The sequence below is a fragment of the Morganella morganii H1r genome, from assembly GCF_000633515.1.
In the GTDB taxonomy this organism is placed as follows: Bacteria; Pseudomonadota; Gammaproteobacteria; order Enterobacterales; family Enterobacteriaceae; genus Morganella; species Morganella morganii_B.
In genome coordinates this window covers 1-19,500 of record NZ_AYMP01000038.1, presented here as the reverse complement: position 1 = coordinate 19,500, position 19,500 = coordinate 1, and the positions used below count along the sequence as shown (strand labels likewise).

Genomic DNA, 19,500 nt, shown 5'->3' with positions numbered 1-19,500 from the left:
ATCGCCGGGTTTTCCGGTGGTGCGGCTTTTTTTTTAATCATTCATTCTGTATATCTGATACAGTGATCGTGCCGAACATACTGATAATAATGATAAAGAGGTATCAATGACCAGACAGACATTACCGCATCCTTCCGTACTGCCGCTCGACGGCGGGATCAATTTCCGGGACCTGGGAAACAAAGTGCTGCCGGACGGCAGTAAAATCAAACCCGGCCTGCTGTTCCGTGCCGGGGCGCTGGATCGCCTGAGCGACAACGACTTAACCCGGCTGACCGCGCAGAATCTGTTTCAGATCCTGGATTACCGCGACAGCGGCGAAATTGCGGATAAACCGGATCGCCTGTGGAATGGTGCGCTGTACACGAACGCACCGGCAAATCCGATGTCAAAGGAAGTGGATGCAAACCTTGAGAAGCTCGGCAATGAAGCACTGACGGAGTTTGATCCGAAAGCCTTTATGCTGCGCCTCTATGAACTGCTGCCGCTGGGCAACCCGGCGTATCATGCACTCGGTGATATGCTGCGCAACCCGGAAAAAGGCGGCATTGTGCAGCACTGTGCGGTCGGCAAAGACCGGACCGGTGTGGGGTCGGCACTGGTGCTGTTTGCACTTGGCGCGGATACCGATATGGTGATGGAAGATTACCTGCTGACCAATGACACGCTGGCGCCGTACCGCCATGAACTGCTGGCAGAGCACGCGAAAAATATGCCGGAAGCGGTGGTGGAGAAATTCGCCTATGTGTACTCCGTACAGCCTGATTTTCTGAATACCGCACTGAAAAGCATTCACTCGCATTATGGCAGTATTGATACCTGGCTGGCGAAAGATATCGGGCTGACAACAGCAGTCCGCGACAAAATCCGTAACCATTTCCTTGAGTAAACTCAGACAGTAAGGGGGATTCTCTGGCACCGGCAGATATTATTACCACCGTCACCGCATTTGTCCGTGAACATGAGTTCTGGGCATTGCCGATTGTTTTCGTGCTGGCATTCGGTGAATCTCTCGCATTTCTTTCCCTGTTGTTCCCGGCAACGGTGATTCTGCTCGGGGTCGGGGCGCTGATCGGGGAAGGCGGGCTGAATTTTATGCCGGTTTTCCTCGCGGCGGCCACCGGTGGCTTTGCCGGCGACTGGATCTCCTATTACATCGGCTACTACTACAAGGACAATGTCCGTCATATGTGGCCGATTTCACGCTCCCCGCAAACCCTGGTCAGAGGGCATCAGTTTTTTGAAAAATGGGGAATATGGGGGGTATTTTTCGGGCGCTTCTTCGGACCGTTCCGCGCCGTGGTACCGCTGGTGGCCGGGATCTGCGCGATGCCGCAGCGTCACTTTCAGCTGGCGAACCTGTCCTCTGCCGTGATCTGGGCATTCGGCCTGCTGGCTCCCGGCGCGTTCGGGCTGAAATGGATGGCCGGACTGATGGGCGGATAGCACCGCATTTTCACCGGATTACATTGAATTTTGCGTGACGCGCCGAAAAAAACGGCGGACAGCAAAAAGACAGTGGACATCTGTACAGTGCTATTTTACCGTAAGCGGCGTAAGTGACTCGCGGAGGAGACGGCCATCGTGGATATTCAGTGGCTTTATGGTTTTATCGGCATTCTGAGCGGAATTCTGCTGGGCGGCGGTGTGGTCTGGTTCAGCCTGCAACAGCGGCTGACGGACAAAAACCGGCTGTTACAGGACAATATTGCGCAACTGGCTCTGCTGGATGAAACCCGGCGCCAGGCTGCGTACTGGCAGCAGGCCAGAGAGCAGAGTGAACAATCACTGGAAAATGCCCGTCATATCAGCGCACAGCAGGAAGCGGAAATCCGTGAGCTGACCACCCGGCTGGAAGAAAGCCGCCTGGCTGCTGAAGAAAAACAGCGGTTGCTGCTTAACAGTGAGCAGCGCCTGAATACTCAGTTTGAAAACCTGGCCGCCCGTATTTTTGAACAGAGCGGCCGCCGGACAGATGAACTCAACCGCCAGAGTCTGTCCATGCTGCTGCGTCCCTTCCGTGAACAGCTGGATAACTTTAACCGGCAGGTTCAGGAAAGTTACAGCCAGGAAAGCCGTGAACGCCACACTCTGACACATGAAATTCAGCGCCTGCAACAGCTTAATCTGCGGATGGCGCAGGAAGCGGTCAACCTCACCAATGCTCTGAAAGGTGACAATAAAATGCAGGGTAACTGGGGGGAAACCATTCTTGCCCGTATCCTAGAGGCCTCCGGTCTGCGCGAGGGCCATGAATTCGCCACCCAGGTCAGCCTGAAAAATGAACAGCAAAGCCGTTATCAGCCGGATGTGGTGATTTACCTGCCACAGAACAAGCAGGTGATTGTGGACGCCAAAGTATCGCTGGTAGCCTACGAGCGTTACTTCAACAGTGACACCCCGGAAGCCCGGCAGACGGCACTGACGGAACACATCAACTCTGTGCGTCAGCACATCCGGGGTCTGAGCCGCAAAGAATACCAGGATCTCAGCGGGATTAACTCACTGGATTATGTGCTGATGTTTATCCCGGTCGAGCCGGCATTTCTGGCGGCAGTCGGGCAGGAAAGTGTCTTACTGGATGAAGCCCTCAGAAGCAATATCATGCTGGTCAGCCCGTCAACACTGCTGGTGGCACTGCGGACAATCGCCAACCTCTGGCGTTATGAACATCAGCATGAAAACAGTCAGGCGATCGCACAGCGGGCTGCCCGTCTCTATGACAAGCTTCGCCTGTTTACCGAGGAAATGGACGGTATCGGCCAGGCGCTGGATAAAGCCCAGAGCACATACCACGGGGCGATGAAAAAACTGACCACCGGCCGGGGAAATCTGCTGTCACAGGCAGAAGGTTTCCGTGAACTGGGGGTTGAGGTAAAGCGCCCGCTGGATGAAATTCTGGTACAGAAAGCCCGCCTCAGTGAACAACAAGATACCGGCGCGGATGAACTGCCGGAGGTTCCGGCTAATTTCGCAGAACAACACAATGGGCATAGGGTTTTGCGGTAAAGGCTGATACACTTTTCCGATCACTAATTCATGCACACAGGCAAAACAGGCAAGAAGAGAATGGAAGAGCAATCCCGGGATACAATCGATTTTGGTTTTCGCACTGTTAACAGAAACGAAAAAGCAGGTATGGTGGCAAACGTCTTTCATTCTGTTGCCGCAAAATACGATCTGATGAATGACCTGATGTCTTTCGGCATCCATCGTGTCTGGAAACGTTTTACTATTGATGCCAGTGGTGTCCGTCGTGGTCAGCGGGTGCTGGATCTTGCCGGGGGAACCGGTGATTTTACCGCAAAATTCTCCCGTATGGTCGGTGAAAACGGGCAGGTGATCCTTGCGGATATTAACGACTCCATGCTGAAAATGGGCCGGGAAAAGCTGCGTAACCACGGGGTTGTCGGCAATGTGAATTATGTTCAGGCGAACGCCGAAGAACTGCCGTTCCCGGATGATTACTTCAACTGCATCATCATCTCTTTCGGGCTGCGTAATGTCACTGATAAAGACAAAGCACTCCGCTCCATGTTTCGTGTGTTAAAACCGGGCGGTCGTCTGCTGGTGCTGGAATTCTCCAAACCGGTGATTGAACCGCTGAGTAAAGTATATGACGCATACTCCTTCCACGTGCTGCCGCGTATCGGGCAGGCGGTTGTGAATGACGCGGACAGCTACCGCTATCTTGCCGAATCCATCCGCATGCATCCGGATCAGGAAACCCTGAAAGGCATGATGGAAAATGCCGGCTTTGAGCATGTCTCCTACACCAACATGACCGGCGGTATTGTGGCACTGCATAAAGGGTTCAAATTCTGATATGTCTGATACGTTTGCAGAAAATATCCCGTCTCCTGTCAGTCCGCAGGCTCTTTATCCTGTGGTTGCCGGATTTCTGGAAACGGTGCTCAACCGGCTGCTGTACAGCGAAAGTGTACTGAAACCGGCCCGCGCCCGTCTGACCGGAAAAACACTGACGCTGCGGCTGACAGAACCGGATATGCAGTTCACGCTGATTTTCAGTGAAAAACAGCTGGATGTGATTTCCCGCTGGGAAGACCCGGCGGACTGTGTGCTGCAAACCCGTTTTCTCACTCTGCTGAAACTGAAAGACAAACAACAGCTTTCCGCCCTTATCCGGCAGGGTGATGTCATTATTGACGGCGATATGCAGGTCATTCAGCACTTTTCAGCGCTGCTGGATATGGCGGAATGGGATCCGGCACATTATCTGGCGCCGTATACCGGTGATATTGCCGCGCAGACCCTGACTCAGATTGCCGTAAAAGGCGGGCAGTTTATCCGTCGTACGGTATGCCGTCAGCAGGAGTATCTGACCGGTGCGGTCACCCGTGAGTGGGCGCTTGCTCCTTCTGCACTGGAAGCCGCTCATTTCTGTGATGAAGTTGCGGATGCTGCACAAACCGCAGATGAACTTGAGGCGCGCCTTGCCCGTCTGGAAAAAAGAACAGGAAGCGGGTATGAGACCGAGTGAAATAAAACGCCTCTATTTTATCATCCGCACTCTCCTGAACTACGGGCTGGATGAGCTGATCCCCAAAAACCGCCTGAGCTGGGCGATACGTCTCTGGCGGCGTTCACTGTTCTGGATGCCGAACAAGCATAAAGATAAAGTGCTGGGTGAGCGTCTGCGTCTGGCGCTTCAGGAGCTGGGGCCGGTATGGATAAAGTTCGGGCAGATGCTTTCCACCCGCCGGGATCTGTTCCCGCCGGCCATTGCTGATCAGCTGGCGCTGTTGCAGGATCGCGTTTCATCATTTGACGGCAATCTGGCAAAGAAAACCATTGAGGATGCCCTGGAAGGGCCGGTGGAAACCTGGTTTGATGATTTTGATATCACACCGCTGGCATCCGCCTCGATTGCCCAGGTGCACACTGCGGTTCTGAAAGAAAACGGACAGGCGGTGGTACTGAAAGTGATCCGTCCGGATATTTTGCCGGTGATCCAGGCTGATATCCGCCTGATGTACCGCCTGGCTGATATGGTTCCCCTGTTACCGGACGGCAGACGTCTGCGGCCGAAAGAGGTCGTGCGCGAGTATGAGAAAACACTGCTGGATGAGCTGAATCTGCAACGCGAAGCGGCTAATGCCATTCAGTTGCGGCGTAATTTTGAAAACAGCCCGATGCTCTATGTGCCGGAGGTTTATCCGGATCTCTGCCGCGAAAATGTGCTGATCATGGAGCGGATCTACGGTATTCCGGTTTCCGATATTGCGGCTCTGCATGAGCAGGGCACTAATATGAAGCTGTTAGCCGAGCGTGGCGTTCAGGTCTTCTTCACTCAGGTTTTCCGCGACAGTTTCTTCCATGCGGATATGCATCCGGGCAATATTTTTGTCAGCCGTGAGCATCCTGACGATCCTCAGTATATCGGTATCGACTGCGGTATTGTCGGTTCACTGAATAAAGAAGATAAGCGCTATCTTGCGGAAAACTTTATTGCCTTCTTTAACCGTGATTACCGCAAAGTGGCCGAGCTTCATGTGGATTCCGGCTGGGTGCCGCCGGATACTAATGTGGAAGATTTTGAATTTGCTATCCGTACGGTATGTGAACCGATTTTTGAAAAACCGCTGGCAGAAATCTCTTTCGGCCATGTGCTGCTGAATCTGTTTAATACTGCCCGGCGCTTTAATATGGAAGTACAGCCGCAGTTGGTTTTATTACAGAAAACCCTGCTGTATGTTGAAGGGCTCGGGCGTCAGCTCTATCCGCAGCTGGATCTGTGGAAAACCGCGAAACCGTTCCTGGAGTCGTGGCTGAAAAGCCAGATTGGCGTGAAAGCCGTGATCCGCAACATTAAAGAAAAAGCACCGTTCTGGGCAGAAAAGCTACCGGAATTACCGGAACTGGTGTATGACAGTCTTAAGCAGCAGCGCCGCCTGCAGTCCGGTGTTGATCGGCTGGCAGAGCAGATGAAACAGCAGCAGGCCGCTCAGCGGAAAGCGAATTTTGCACTGGGTATCGGCGCGACATTGTTTATCTGCGCCGGGCTGTTCTATCTGGCCGGTGCACCTGTTGCACCATGGGTTCTGATGTTTTTTGGTGGTCTCACCTGGGTAACGGGATGGTGGCAATCCGGTAAAATGAAGTAAAGATTGAGTTAAAGCAAGGTTTCAGCCGATGTTGTGTATTTCCGTATACGGCTGTGGTTGTATATAATGAAGTAAGTAGGTCCATATCAATTTGAGGTAAAACTAATGGCCGGTATTAATATTTGGCAATTGTTAATTATTGCTGTGATTGTTGTACTCCTGTTCGGGACAAATAAACTCCGTACCCTGGGATCTGATTTAGGCGCATCTATCAAAGGCTTTAAAAAAGCCATCGGTGATGACGATCAGAACAAAGCAGATACAACAACAGCTGGAAAAGATGCGGATTTTGAACAAAAAAATATCGCAGAAAAGAAAGCTGATTCAGCTGAGCAGCCAGAGAATAAAAACAAAGAGCAGGTATAACCCGTGTTTGACATCGGTTTTGGTGAACTGATCTTAGTATTGGTTATCGGACTTGTGGTTCTGGGGCCTGAACGCCTTCCGGTTGCTGTGAAGACAGTAGCCGGCTGGATCCGTGTGATGCGTTCAATGGCTGCCAATGTGCAGAATGAGCTGACCCAGGAACTCAAACTTCAGGAGTTGCAGGATAACCTGAAAAAGATGGAAGAGCAGGCCGGTAAAGCGATTTCACCTGAATTGAAGGCGTCGATGGATGAACTGAAAGAAGCCGCTGATACATTACGCCGCTCTTATCAGGAACCGGCGGATACACTGAAAAAGCAGCTCGATCCGGAAGCACTGGCTGATCAGGAACTTGACATCCCGTCTGCCCGCCCGGCATCAGCCGGTTCTCCGGCGGCGGAAAATCCGGCTCCGGCAGCACCATCCCCGGTTGCTGCAGAAGAAATCCCGGCCCGTCCGTCACCCGAAGTCAGTGATACAGAACCTGCACCGTCACCGGTCACCTCTGCGGCATCAGATTCACAGAAACACTAATAGATTACGGTAAAAGTACGTTATGGCTGTTGAAGACACACAACCGCTGATCACTCATTTAATCGAATTACGAAAACGCATTCTCAACAGCCTGATTGCAGTCTTTGTTGTGTTTGTTGCGCTGGCGTATTTCTCAAATGATATCTATCAGCTGGTATCCTCGCCGCTGGTGAGCAAACTGCCGCAGGGATCGAACATGATCGCAACGGATGTTGCATCACCGTTCCTGGCGCCGATTAAGCTGACCATTATGGTTTCCATTTTTATTTCGGCACCGTACATTCTGTATCAGGTCTGGGCTTTTATCGCACCGGCACTGTATAAGCATGAACGCCGGTTATTAATGCCGCTGCTGTTTTTCAGCACTGTGCTGTTTTATATGGGGATGGCATTCGCGTATTTTGTTGTCTTCCCGCTGGCGTTCGGGTTCTTTACCTCGACAGCTCCGCAGGATGTGGTCATTGCGACAGATATTAATAACTATCTCAGCTTTGTCATGGCGCTGTTTATGGCGTTTGGTATCTCCTTCGAGGTGCCGATTGCCATTATTCTGTTGTGCTGGAGCGGTGCGACGACCGTTGCCTCACTGAAGCACAAGCGGCCGTATATTCTGGTCGGGGCTTTTGTGGTGGGGATGCTGCTGACACCACCGGATGTGTTCTCGCAGACACTGCTGGCGATTCCGATGTATCTGCTGTTTGAAGTCGGTGTGTTCTTTGCCCGTTTCTATGTACCGCGCAGTAAAGAACAACCGCAGGATGAAGAAGCTGAAGAGTAACGCGATACTGCGTCAGGTAAAAACCGCCTTAACAACAGGCGGTTTTTTTGTTTCCGGGAAGCGGAAAATACTCAGCGTTTCCGGATAAAGCTGGTGTTGTCCACCTTTTTGGTCAGTTCTTTGCTGATCAGTGTCAGCAGCAAAACTGAGCGGGTATCGCCGTCCGGTTCCTGATAAATCGCTTCCAGTCCTTTAAACATCCCTTCAGTGATTTCCACAATATCTCCCGGCTGCGGTACATTTTGCTCCGACAGACTGATACATTCGGCATTTTTCAGCTCTTCAATCAATGATGCGGGAACAACTGCAGGCAGCGGCCCGAAACGGACGAAATGATTGACGCCGCGCGTTGAGTTAATCGTGGTTGTATGAATAATTTCGGGATCAAAAGAGATAAACAGGTAATTCGGGAACAGAGGCTCATTGACTGTCGCACGTTTGCCCCGAACCACTTTTTCAATGTTCGCCATCGGTGTCAGGCATTCCACCTGCTGCCGCCGCAAATGTTCCATTGCCCGCGGAAGCTGTCCGCGTTTGCAGTACAATAAATACCAATCCTTCATTACGCTATCCAACACAAACGGGGCTTATATAAAGCCTGATAATAACAAATTTGTTTTACTATGAATGCAACAAATGGCTATTTAAGACAAATGAGTGTGAATTCAGTCCCTTATTTGATTTGCTTTTTACCGTAGAATGATGTCATTTAATGAGTTATAAACTAATTACTATATTTATAATGACAGAATAATAAGGGCAATGTCGATGGACATTTTTTTACTCAGTAACGGCAAACTTTCCGGTAACCCGCAATGGCTCAGCTATGCACAGGATCGCATCCGGACAATGATAGAAACCCGCGGGATCCGCTCTGCAGTGCTGATTGCCTATGCGGTTATCCGCGCTGATCACGATCAGCGTGCCCGTGAACTCTCTGAAGCGCTGGGGATTGATGTTACCTGCATCGAACATTTTGATTCCCCGGTTCAGGCTGTCGAAAATGCGGAATGTATTCTTGTCAGCGGCGGAAATACCTGGCTGCTGAATCAGTTACTGCATGAAAATGGTCTGGTTGTGCCAATCCAGCGCGCGGTTCGTGAACGGAATATTCCGTATATCGGCTGGAGTGCCGGGTGTAATGTTGCCACGCCGAGCATCCGGACCACCAATGATATGCCGGTACGTAACTGCGTGGTGATGCCGTCTCTGGGGCTGTTCCCTGTTCAGATTAACCCTCACTATATTGACGCGGTCATCAGCGGTCATATGGGTGAAACCCGTGATGAGCGGATTGCGGAATTCTGTGCCATTAATCCGGATGAGATTGTTGTGGCGCTGCGTGAAGGCAGTGGTTTCCATATTACCGGAAATGAGCTGCACTACTTCAGCGGCAAAAATGAAGGATTTAAACTCTTTCAGCACAACAAAACATTCCCGGAACAATTCGATACCAGCGCCCTGGCAGACCGGGTTCCGTTCCGCTGCCGCTGATCCCTGTACTTGTAACAGTGGGCGGGATTCCTATAATAGAGTCCCTTCCACCTGCTGACAGATTAATAACATAATGAAATATCGGGACCTGAGAGATTTTCTCACCATTCTGGAAAGTCAGGGCGAGCTTAAACGGATCAAAACTGAAGTCGATCCTTACCTCGAAATGACGGAAATTGCTGATCGCACACTGCGTGCGGGCGGCCCTGCATTGTTGTTTGAAAATCCGAAAGGTTATTCAATGCCGGTGCTCTGTAATCTGTTCGGCACAACCAAACGGGTTGCGATGGGAATGGGGCAGGAGGATGTCAAAGCATTGCATGATGTCGGTAAACTGCTGGCTTTCCTGAAAGAACCGGATCCGCCGAAAGGGTTCCGTGATCTTATCGATAAGCTGCCGAAGTTTAAGCAGGTTCTCAATATGCCGACCAAGCGGCTGAGCTCCGCGCCGTGTCAGACGCATGTTTTCACCGGCGATGATGTGGATCTGACAAAAATCCCGGTGATGCACTGCTGGCCGGATGATGCGGCACCGCTGATTACCTGGGGACTGACCGTCACCCGCGGGCCGTTTAAAGATCGCCAGAATTTGGGCATTTACCGCCAGCAGGTGCTGGGGAAAAATAAACTGATTATGCGCTGGTTATCGCATCGCGGCGGCGCACTCGATTTTCAGGAATGGTGTCAGGCACACCCGGGAGAACGTTTCCCGGTTGCAGTGGCGCTGGGTGCTGATCCTGCAACAATTCTCGGCGCGGTGACGCCGGTTCCGGATACCTTGTCCGAGTACGCCTTTGCAGGGTTACTGCGCGGTAATAAATCCGAAGTGGTGAAATGCATTTCTAATAACCTGGAAGTTCCTGCCGGGGCTGAAATTATTCTTGAAGGGTATATTGAGCCGGGTGAAACCGCACCGGAAGGGCCGTACGGGGATCATACCGGTTATTATAATGAAGTGGATGATTTCCCTGTCTTTACGGTCACACATATTACCCAGCGTGATGAACCTATCTATCACTCAACCTATACCGGCCGTCCGCCGGATGAACCGGCAACTCTGGGTGTGGCACTGAATGAAGTGCTGGTGCCGATCCTGCAGAAACAGTTTCCTGAAATTGTCGATTTTTATCTGCCGCCGGAAGGGTGTTCATACCGCCTGGCCGTTGTCACCATGAAAAAGCAGTATGCGGGACATGCAAAGCGGGTCATGATGGGAGTCTGGTCGTATTTACGGCAATTTATGTACACTAAATTTGTCATTGTCTGCGATGATGATATCAATGCCCGTGACTGGAATGATGTGATCTGGGCGATCACGACCCGGATGGATCCGGCCCGGGACACTGTCATGATGGAAAATACCCCGATTGACTATCTCGATTTTGCATCTCCGGTATCGGGGCTGGGGTCGAAGATGGGACTGGATGCAACAAATAAATGGCCCGGCGAAACCTCGCGCGAGTGGGGCAAACCGATTGTTATGACCGATGAAGTCAGACAGCGTGTTGACGCCATATGGGACGAATTACATATTCTCGATAATTGAGGGAGCACATGGCAACGTTAAACTGCAAAGTTACCTCTGTTGAATCTATAACGGATACGGTATACCGCATAAAATTATTACCGGATGGTGATTTTTCATTCAAAGCCGGGCAATACCTGATGGTAGTGATGGATGAACGGGACAAACGCCCGTTCTCAATGGCATCCGCGCCGTCATCCCGGCAGGAAATTGAGCTGCACATCGGTGCATCCGAATTTAATCTTTATGCGATGGCGGTGATGGATCGGATCCTGGATAACCGGCGGGTGACCATTGATATCCCGCACGGCAACGCCTGGTTCCGGGAAAACAGTGACGCACCGATGCTCCTGATTGCCGGAGGAACCGGTTTTTCTTACACCCGTTCTGTTCTGCTGGCGGCACTGGAAGAAAATCCGCAGCGTGACATCACATTTTACTGGGGTGCCAGAGAGCATGTTTATCTCTATGACCTTGGTGAATTGCAGGCGCTCGCCGAAACACATCCGAACCTGAAAATTATCCCTGTTGTTGAACAGCCGGATGATACCTGGCGCGGTCGAACCGGTACTGTGCTCAGCGCGGTTCTGGATGATTTTGGTTCGCTGGCCGGAAAAGACATCTATATTGCCGGACGTTTTGAAATGGCCAAAATCGCCCGTGAGCGTTTCTGCCAGGAGCGCGGTGCGGATGCCGATCACCTGTTTGGTGATGCATTCGAGTTTATTTAAAGAAAATCCCGCCCCCTGACGGCGGGAGAATGCTGATAACAGGTCAGCCAAACGGTTAAAGCAGTGTCAGCGACGTTCTTGTGTGGTGAGATGAAGCAGAAAACGTCGCTGTTATTTATAACGTTCTCAGTGATCAGCCACGGACACGTTCAATCACGGTTGCTATCCCCTGACCAAAACCAATACACATCGTTGCCAGCCCGAATTGTGCATCCCGCTGCTCCATGACTGTCAGCAGTGAATTAATGATCCGGGTGCCGGAACAGCCGAGCGGGTGCCCGAGAGCAATCGCGCCGCCATGCAGATTCACTTTGTCATCATAACAGTCGGATAATCCCATACCCTTCAGGCAGGCAAGTGCCTGTGCCGCAAAGGCTTCGTTCAGTTCGATAACATCAATATCTGCCAGCGTCAGCCCGGCCTTTTTCAGAACTGCCTGTGTTGCCTGTACCGGGCCGTACCCCATCAGTGCCGGTTCACAGCCGGTAACACTCATTGCCCGTATCACTGCCCGCGGAGATAAACCATGCTCACGGGCATAGTGCTCCCCGGCCAGCAGCGTTACTGAGGCACCATCTGAAATTGCGGAGGAATTACCGGCGGTGACCGTACCGCTGACCGGATCAAACACCGGACGCAATGCGACCAGCTCAGCAAGACTGCCGTTATCGCGGACGGTTTCATCCCGGGTGACAATGACAGGTACTCCGGCCTGGTTATGCCCCTGAACCGGATGGATTTCACGGCTGAATCTGTTATCCCGGAATGCCTGTGCGGCCCGCTGATGTGAACGCAGAGCAAATTCATCCTGTGACTCACGGCTGACAGAAAATTGCCGCGCCAGTGCTTCGGCTGTCAGTCCCATCATGCCGGACGCTTTGGCGGTGTGCAGTGCGGCGGCGGGGTTGATATCGATACCGTGTGTCATCGGGATATGACCCATATGTTCAACGCCTCCTGCAAGTGCCAGTTTGCCGTCACCGGTCTGAATCAGACGGGTGGCATCATGCAGGGCCTGCATTGATGAACCGCACAGGCGGTTAACGGTAACCGCCGGCACCGTATGCGGAATATCTGTCAGCAGGGCGGCATGACGGGCGATATTAAACCCCTGTTCCCCGGTCTGCTGCACACACCCCCAGATAATGTCATCAATATCAGCCGCATTGATATTGTTACGTTTTATCACCGAACTCATCACTTCTGCCGAGAGAGTTTCTGCCCGCACATGCCGGAAAATACCGTTTTTTGAACGTCCCATTGAGGTGCGGAGACCATCAATTATCATGACTTTTTCCATATAAACCTCACTGTGCAGTAACAAGGTGACTATCCGGTTGCGGATAATAAGGTGTGTTATTAACAGCATGTGCCTGCAGACTGTCCGGAATGGCATAAAGCGGACTCAGTGCGCTGTATTGCTCTGCTTTTTCACAGAAAGCGCGGGTGCCGGTATCATCCAGATAACGGAAAATACCGCCCCGGAACGGCGGAAAGCCAAGACCGTAAACCAGCGCCAGGTCTGCTTCGGCCGGGCTGCTGATTATGCCTTCCTCGTAGCAGCGGATAACCTCGTTCACCATCGGAATCATCAGACGGTCGATAATCTCGTCTGCCGTAAAGTCACGGGGCGTGCGTCCCAGCGGTGCAAGTACTTCTTCGAGCTGTTCATCGGGCTGTTTCTGCAGGCGGCCTTTGCCGTCATCAGTATGGCGGTAAAACCCGAGACGGCTTTTCTGCCCCAGTCGTTTCAGTCCGGCAAACAGACTGATGACATTGCGCTCTTCAACGACCATCCGTTCCGGATAGCCCTCAGCCATCACATGCTGTACATGATTGGCGGTATCCAGCCCGACAACATCGAGCAGCAGCGCCGGTCCCATCGGCCAGCCGAATTCCTGTTCCATCACACGATCCACAGCTTTAATATCCGCACCGGCGGACACCAGCAGAGAAAACGCGTTCAGATACGGAAACAGTACGCGGTTGATAAAAAACCCAGGGCAATCCCCCACCACAACGGGGGTTTTTCCCATTTTGTGGGCATAGTGCACCACAGCGGCGATTGTGTCGTCTGAGGTTTTCTCTCCCCGGATTACTTCAACCAGCGGCATTTTAGGTACGGGATTGAAAAAATGCATTCCGCAGAAATTGTGCGGGCGTTTCAGCGCCTGAGCCAGTTCACTGACAGGGATCGAAGAAGTATTTGATGTCAGAATACAGTGTTCGCTGACCTGTTGTTCAATATCGGCCAGCACTTTTTGTTTGATGGCTTTGTTCTCAACAACCGCTTCAACCACAATATCGCAGTCACTGAGTTCATTATCATGGCGGACGGGGTGGATAGCGGCGCGTATCCCGGCGGCCTGAACCAGTGTCATTTTTCCTGACTGACACTGTTTTTCCAGCAGCTTTACCGTTTCATCAATACCGGCCTGCAGGGCTGCAGGCTGAATATCTTTCAGGTATACCGGAATGCCGCTGTAAGCTGACTGATAAGCAATACCGCCACCCATAATACCTGCGCCGATAACGGCAGCGTGTTCCGGTGCATCACGTAACGCGGTCTGCCGGCGGGTAAGACCTTTAACATATTGTTCATTCAGGAAAAGTGAAACCAGAGCCCCGGCGGTGAGTGTCCGGGTCAGCGGAACAAAATGAGCCGTTTCGCAGAGTAATGCCTCATCACGGGGTAATCCGGCTCCGGACTCAATGCTGTTTACCGCAGCCATCGGCGCGGGGTAATGTTTACCTGCTTTTTGCCGGACAAGGGCTTTGGCTGTGATTAAACTCATCTGCAGTTCTGCTGAGCGTAATTGTAACGCCGCTTTTTTCTGCCTCCGCCGTGCCTGCCAGTCCATCCGGCCACTGATAGCCTGTTCCAGCAGTATCAGTGAGCCGTTAATCAGTTCATCATCCTGCACAATGCCGTCAGCCAGACCGAGTTTCAGTGCTTCACCGGCAGTCACGATTTTTCCCTGTGTGATCAGTTCAAGAGCATTATCGCAGCCAATCAGGCGGGGCAGACGGACTGAGCCGCCGAAGCCCGGCATTATCCCGAGTTTGGTTTCCGGCAGGCCGATACGCAGATCGTCAGTGGCGAGGCGGTAGTCTGTTGTCAGTGCGCACTCACATCCTCCGCCGAGTGTAAATTTCCTCAGTGCGGTGACGGTCGGCACGGGCAGATCTTCAATCCGGTTAAACAACCGGTTGGCAAAATTCAGCCATTCAGTGAGTTGTTCAGCCGGTGCATTAAACAGAGTCAGAAATTCTGTAATATCCGCGCCCAGGATAAAGCTCTCTTTGGCGGAGGTAATAATCAGGCCTTTCAGCTGTGATGTTTGTTCAAGGCAGGCAACGGCTTCATCCAGTGAGGCAATTGTCCGGGTATCCAGTTTATTTATGGCTCCCTGCGCATCAAAAACAAGTTTTGCAATTCCCTCTTTTTCCCAGCTGACCTTTATTGATTCACTGTGATAAAGCATACGGTTCTCCTTAAATATCGCATCGCTCCGGTAAAGGATGAGAACACCATGTGGTATGACCAGATGAGGTAATTGTGATTTTTTTGTTAACGAAAGCAAATGAAATGATGATTTTTTGCGCTGAAGATCACGCAAAATGTCTCAATATGCAGAAACAGAAAAGAAAAACGTCGTGACGCGCCGAAGATTCCCGGTAAATAACCGGGATGACATAGCCTGCCATATCCATCATCGCGGAGATCATGCTAAGCTTTTGTCACTATCATAATGAAAAAAGGTTAATTCCCATGGAAAAAATGGCATCCCTCTACCGTGAGCACATCGCAACATTATTACAGCGTACCCGCGATATTCTTGCGCGTGAGAAACTGGACTCGTTACTGATCCACTCCGGTGAACCGATACGTATTTTTCTCGATGATCGTGACTATCCCTTTAAAAGTAACGTGCATTTTAAAGCATGGGTGCCGGTAACTGATGTACCGCATTGCTGGTTGTGGACTGATGGTGTGAATAAACCGAAATTATGGTTCTATTCTCCGGTTGATTACTGGCACAGTGTCGAAGCGTTACCTTCTTCTTACTGGACAAACGATGTTGAGGTTATCCATCTGAAGAATGCCGGTGATATTGCCTCCATGCTGGCATCACAGGATAAAACCCGCACTGCCTATATCGGGCCGGATACCGATCGTGCCGCAGCGCTGGGGATCAGCAGCAATCATATTAACCCGAAAGCGGTGCTGGATTTCTTTGCGTTTCATCGTTCATATAAAACAGATTATGAACTGGTCTGCATGCGTGAAGCACAGAAAATGGCGGTTAACGGGCATCTTGCCGCCCACGAGGCATTTTTATCCGGCCTGAGTGAATTTGATATCAATATGGCGTATCTGATGGCAACCGGCCATCGTGATACTGATGTGCCGTATGACAATATTGTTGCTATTAATGAAAACGCCGCTGTTCTGCACTACACCAAACTGAATAAAAAGTCACCGCATACACGGCACAGCTTCCTGATCGATGCCGGTGCGGAGTTCAATGGTTATGCCGCAGATTTAACGCGGACGTATGCTGCGGATGCTGATAGTGATTTCGCACAACTGGTCTCTGATCTGAATGATGAGCAGCAGTCACTGATCAGTGATATTAAAGCCGGGATCCGTTACACCGATTACCATATTCAGATGCATCACCGCATCGCGAAGCTGCTGAAAAAACATAAGATCATCACCGGGATGTCTGAGGAAGCGATGGTCAGTGAAGGGGTAACCACACCGTTCCTGCCGCATGGGCTTGGCCATCCGCTGGGTCTTCAGGTTCATGATGCTGCCGGGTTTATGCAGAATGATCAGGGAGAACATCTGGCAGCACCGGCAATGTATCCGTTCCTGCGCTGCACCCGTATTCTGGAGCCGCGTATGGTGCTGACCATCGAGCCTGGACTGTATTTTATTGAATCTCTGCTGGCACCGTGGCGTGAAGGTAAGTTCAGTCAGCACTTTGACTGGAAACGTATTGAGCAGTTTAAACCTTGTGGCGGCATCCGCATTGAAGATAACATTATCATCCATGACAACAGTGTGGAAAATATGACGCGGGATCTGAATCTGCCCTAATGAAATCGTACCTTATACCGGCTGAGCCGGTTACGTTTACTGAAGAGATAAAAAAAAGCCGTTTCATCACCCTGTTGCAGCATACAGACGGGGTGGATGAAGCAAAGCAATTTATCCGGTCTGTCAAAGATGAATACCCCGATGCCCGGCACCATTGCTGGGCATTTGTTGCGGGGCGTCCGGATGATTCGCAGCAACTGGGATTTTCCGATGACGGTGAACCGACCGGAACAGCCGGTAAACCGATGATTGCACCGCTGCTCGGCAGCGGCATCGGGGAAATTACGGCGGTGGTTGTCCGCTATTTCGGCGGAATAAAATTAGGCACCGGCGGGCTGGTCCGTGCATACGGCAGCGGGGTTCAGCAGGCACTGAAATTGCTGGTGACGAAAACCAAAATCCCGCAGGTGATATGTGAAATAACCTGTGATTACAGCTTTATCAGCCAGGCAGAATTAGTGGTTCGGCAGGTGGATGGCACGATAATCAACAGTGATTTCGGTGCGGATGTGACGTTACGTATTTCGATTCCTGCTACCTTACTGAGTGAGGTTAGTGATAAATTACGTGACCTGAGCCGGGGGATGTTTGAGCTTAAATGCCCTGATGACACCACCGGAAACTGATTTCTGAGGACTCTGCTGCAATGCATTTTCGCGCCATAACCCGTATTGTCGGGTTACTCGTCATTATTTTTTCTGTCACCATGATCATTCCCGGGATTGTGGCGCTCATCTATAAAGACGGTGCAGGTAAAGCATTCAGTCAGACATTTCTGGCGGCACTGATTATCGGCCTGCTGCTCTGGATACCGAACCGCAATAAAAAAAGTGAGTTAAAACCGAAAGAAGGTTTTCTGATTGTGGTGCTGTTCTGGACGGTACTGGGCAGTGTCGGGGCATTACCTTTTATTTTTTCTGAGCGCCCGAACCTGTCGGTGACCGATGCGTTTTTTGAATCATTCTCCGGCTTAACCACAACCGGTGCCACCACACTGGTCGGGCTGGATACACTGCCCAAAGCGATTTTATTTTACCGGCAGATGTTACAGTGGCTGGGCGGGATGGGGATCATCGTATTAGCCGTTGCTATCCTGCCGCTGCTGGGTGTCGGGGGAATGCAGCTGTACCGGGCGGAAATGCCGGGGCCGCTGAAAGACAATAAAATGCGCCCGAGGATTGCGGAAACGGCAAAAACGCTCTGGCTGATTTATGTGTTCCTCACCATCGTCTGTGCAATTGCCCTCTGGTTTGCAGGAATGGATGTTTTTGATGCGATATCCCACAGCTTCTCCACTATCGCCATCGGCGGGTTTTCCACTCATGATGCCAGTATCGGTTACTTTAACAGCCCGGCAATTAATACCATCATTGCCATTTTCCTGCTGATTTCGGGCTGTAACTATGGCCTGCACTTTGCAGTACTGACCGGACGCAGCCTGGGTGTCTACTGGCGTGACCTGGAATTCAGGATGTTTATTTCCCTTCAGCTTGTGCTGGTCGTGATCTGTGCGTTGGTTTTGTGGAAGTTTGATGTCTATGCTACGGAGGGACAAACCCTCAACCAGGCATTTTTCCAGGTTGTTTCGATGGCGACAACAGCCGGGTTCTCCACTGACAGTTTCTATAAATGGCCGCTGTTCCTGCCGATGCTGCTGCTGTGTGCGGCATTTGTCGGCGGATGTGCGGGGTCAACCGGCGGTGGTCTGAAGGTTATCCGCATTATGCTGCTGTTCCTTCAGGGCGCGCGTGAGCTGAAACGCCTCGTGCATCCGAATGCGGTTTACACCATCAAACTGGGCCGCAGGGCATTACCGGAACGAATCATCGAAGCTGTCTGGGGATTCTTCTCCGCCTATGCACTGGTCTTTGTGGTCAGTATGCTGTTACTGATAGCTACAGGTGTTGATGAATTTTCCGCTTTCTCTGCGATAGCCACCACACTGAATAACCTGGGACCGGGGCTGGGAACGCTGGGTGAGAACTTTACTACCCTGAATCCGGGCGGGAAATGGATCCTTGTCGTGACGATGTTATTTGGTCGTCTGGAAGTCTTTACTTTGCTGGTATTGCTGACGCCGACGTTCTGGCGTGATTAACGGAGTGTTTCATGTCGTACTTGTTGCTTTATTCCGGCCATGACGGGCAGACAAAAAAAATCATTACTGAAATTGCCCTGCATCTGCGCAAAGCAGGGGCAGAGTGTGATGTCCGCTCTTTGCAGGATAATCAGCCGCTGAATCTGGCACCGTATGAGAAGGTGCTGGTCGGGGCATCTATCCGCTACGGTCATTTTAACCGCGCGCTGGATAAATTCGCGAAGTTGCACGCAGTGCAGCTGAATCAGATGAAAACCGCCTTCTTCGGTGTGAACCTGACAGCCCGCAAGCCGGAGAAACGGACACCGGAGACAAATGTGTATGTCCGGAAGTTTCTGGCCGCAACCCCCTGGAAGCCGACCGTCTGTACGGTATTCGCCGGGGCATTGCTATATCCGCGTTACGGCTGGTTTGACCGCATGATGATCCGCCTGATTATGAAAATGACAAAAGGTGAAACGGATACCACCAAAGAGGTGGAATACACGGATTGGCAGCAGGTTGAAGCCTTTGCTGCTGAGTTTGTTCAGATTTAAAGCAAATCACCGGGATTTTGCCGGATAAAACACCGTTGTGGTGAAAAAAGTGGCGAACAGAAAAAAAGTTGAAATAAACACTTGTCTTCTGAAAGCGACTCCCTATAATGCACCTCCACTGACACGGAACAACGCGCTAACACGCGGTCCGGCAGGAAAAAAGAGAACGGCAAATAAGAAATTATTGCTTGACTCGAAGGGGCTGG

At 51.4% G+C, this 19,500-nt stretch carries 20 protein-coding genes; 16 read left to right on the top strand and 4 right to left on the bottom strand.

Annotated features, from left to right (window positions below; translation table 11 throughout):
• Positions 1-106: 106 nt before the first annotated feature.
• From U868_RS0119180 to tatC, 9 genes are all read left to right on the top strand, one after another.
• Positions 107-889: a tyrosine-protein phosphatase gene (locus U868_RS0119180; RefSeq protein ID WP_025154683.1), complete on the top strand. Its 783-nt coding sequence runs from the start codon at positions 107-109 to the stop codon at positions 887-889.
• A 23-nt stretch (positions 890-912) separates the two neighbouring features.
• Positions 913-1,446, top strand: a complete 534-nt coding sequence (locus U868_RS0119175) for a DedA family protein (RefSeq protein ID WP_025154682.1) — start codon at positions 913-915, stop codon at positions 1,444-1,446.
• Between the two features lie 183 nt (positions 1,447-1,629).
• Positions 1,630-3,009, top strand: coding sequence for a DNA recombination protein RmuC (gene rmuC, locus U868_RS0119170; RefSeq protein WP_430623539.1), 1,380 nt, complete (start codon positions 1,630-1,632; stop codon positions 3,007-3,009).
• A 60-nt stretch (positions 3,010-3,069) separates the two neighbouring features.
• A complete protein-coding gene (ubiE, locus tag U868_RS0119165) occupies positions 3,070-3,825 on the top strand; it encodes a bifunctional demethylmenaquinone methyltransferase/2-methoxy-6-polyprenyl-1,4-benzoquinol methylase UbiE (protein ID WP_004238233.1) in 756 nt (251 codons plus the stop codon).
• Between the two features lies 1 nt (position 3,826).
• Entirely contained in the window at positions 3,827-4,501 is a 675-nt protein-coding gene (locus U868_RS0119160) for a ubiquinone biosynthesis accessory factor UbiJ (protein WP_025154680.1), read from the top strand.
• Positions 4,488-6,125 carry a ubiquinone biosynthesis regulatory protein kinase UbiB gene (ubiB, locus tag U868_RS0119155; RefSeq protein ID WP_025154679.1) on the top strand — a complete coding sequence of 546 codons (1,638 nt, stop codon included), beginning with the start codon at positions 4,488-4,490 and terminating at the stop codon, positions 6,123-6,125. The genes U868_RS0119160 and ubiB overlap by 14 nt, the downstream gene beginning before the upstream one ends.
• A gap of 105 nt (positions 6,126-6,230) precedes the next feature.
• Entirely contained in the window at positions 6,231-6,491 is a 261-nt protein-coding gene (tatA, locus tag U868_RS0119150) for a Sec-independent protein translocase subunit TatA (RefSeq protein WP_024475177.1), read from the top strand.
• A gap of 3 nt (positions 6,492-6,494) precedes the next feature.
• The gene (gene tatB / locus U868_RS0119145; protein WP_025154678.1) at positions 6,495-7,025 is read left to right on the top strand and encodes a Sec-independent protein translocase protein TatB; all 531 of its coding nucleotides are present in this window, start codon (positions 6,495-6,497) and stop codon (positions 7,023-7,025) included.
• A 22-nt stretch (positions 7,026-7,047) separates the two neighbouring features.
• A complete protein-coding gene (tatC, locus tag U868_RS0119140) occupies positions 7,048-7,803 on the top strand; it encodes a Sec-independent protein translocase subunit TatC (protein ID WP_025154677.1) in 756 nt (251 codons plus the stop codon).
• 71 nt (positions 7,804-7,874) lie between these two features.
• Here tatC and rfaH read toward each other — a convergent pair whose 3' ends face one another.
• Complete coding sequence (gene rfaH / locus U868_RS0119135) at positions 7,875-8,366, bottom strand: transcription/translation regulatory transformer protein RfaH (RefSeq protein WP_025154676.1); 492 nt, start codon at positions 8,364-8,366, stop codon at positions 7,875-7,877.
• Positions 8,367-8,571: 205 nt separating this feature from the next.
• On the opposite strand from rfaH, the gene pepE reads away from it, so the two are divergent.
• From pepE to fre, 3 genes are all read left to right on the top strand, one after another.
• The gene (gene pepE / locus U868_RS0119130) at positions 8,572-9,297 is read left to right on the top strand and encodes a dipeptidase PepE (RefSeq protein WP_025154675.1); all 726 of its coding nucleotides are present in this window, start codon (positions 8,572-8,574) and stop codon (positions 9,295-9,297) included.
• 73 nt (positions 9,298-9,370) lie between these two features.
• Entirely contained in the window at positions 9,371-10,843 is a 1,473-nt protein-coding gene (ubiD, locus tag U868_RS0119125; RefSeq protein ID WP_025154674.1) for a 4-hydroxy-3-polyprenylbenzoate decarboxylase, read from the top strand.
• 8 nt (positions 10,844-10,851) lie between these two features.
• Complete coding sequence (gene fre, locus U868_RS0119120) at positions 10,852-11,553, top strand: NAD(P)H-flavin reductase (RefSeq protein ID WP_025154673.1); 702 nt, start codon at positions 10,852-10,854, stop codon at positions 11,551-11,553.
• A 133-nt stretch (positions 11,554-11,686) separates the two neighbouring features.
• Here fre and fadA read toward each other — a convergent pair whose 3' ends face one another.
• Entirely contained in the window at positions 11,687-12,853 is a 1,167-nt protein-coding gene (fadA, locus tag U868_RS0119115) for an acetyl-CoA C-acyltransferase FadA (RefSeq protein WP_025154672.1), read from the bottom strand.
• Between the two features lie 7 nt (positions 12,854-12,860).
• A complete protein-coding gene (gene fadB, locus U868_RS0119110; protein ID WP_025154671.1) occupies positions 12,861-15,038 on the bottom strand; it encodes a fatty acid oxidation complex subunit alpha FadB in 2,178 nt (725 codons plus the stop codon).
• Positions 15,039-15,325: 287 nt separating this feature from the next.
• Here fadB and pepQ point away from each other — a divergent pair, with 287 nt between their 5' ends.
• From pepQ to hemG, 4 genes are read left to right on the top strand one after another with little or no spacing between them, the layout of a single operon-like run.
• A complete protein-coding gene (gene pepQ / locus U868_RS0119105; protein ID WP_025154670.1) occupies positions 15,326-16,660 on the top strand; it encodes a Xaa-Pro dipeptidase in 1,335 nt (444 codons plus the stop codon).
• The gene (locus tag U868_RS0119100; protein ID WP_025154669.1) at positions 16,660-17,286 is read left to right on the top strand and encodes an IMPACT family protein; all 627 of its coding nucleotides are present in this window, start codon (positions 16,660-16,662) and stop codon (positions 17,284-17,286) included. Before pepQ ends, U868_RS0119100 begins: the two co-directional genes overlap by 1 nt.
• A 20-nt stretch (positions 17,287-17,306) precedes the next feature.
• Positions 17,307-18,758, top strand: a complete 1,452-nt coding sequence (trkH, locus tag U868_RS0119095) for a Trk system potassium transporter TrkH (protein ID WP_025154668.1) — start codon at positions 17,307-17,309, stop codon at positions 18,756-18,758.
• Positions 18,759-18,769: 11 nt separating this feature from the next.
• On the top strand, positions 18,770-19,294 hold the full coding sequence (hemG, locus tag U868_RS0119090) for a menaquinone-dependent protoporphyrinogen IX dehydrogenase (RefSeq protein ID WP_025154667.1): 525 nt from the start codon (positions 18,770-18,772) through the stop codon (positions 19,292-19,294).
• On the opposite strand, the gene U868_RS25745 is transcribed toward hemG, so the two are convergent.
• Positions 19,291-19,500: hypothetical protein (locus U868_RS25745; RefSeq protein WP_205275536.1), on the bottom strand; the 210-nt coding region annotated here is incomplete at its 5' end. The genes hemG and U868_RS25745 overlap by 4 nt on opposite strands.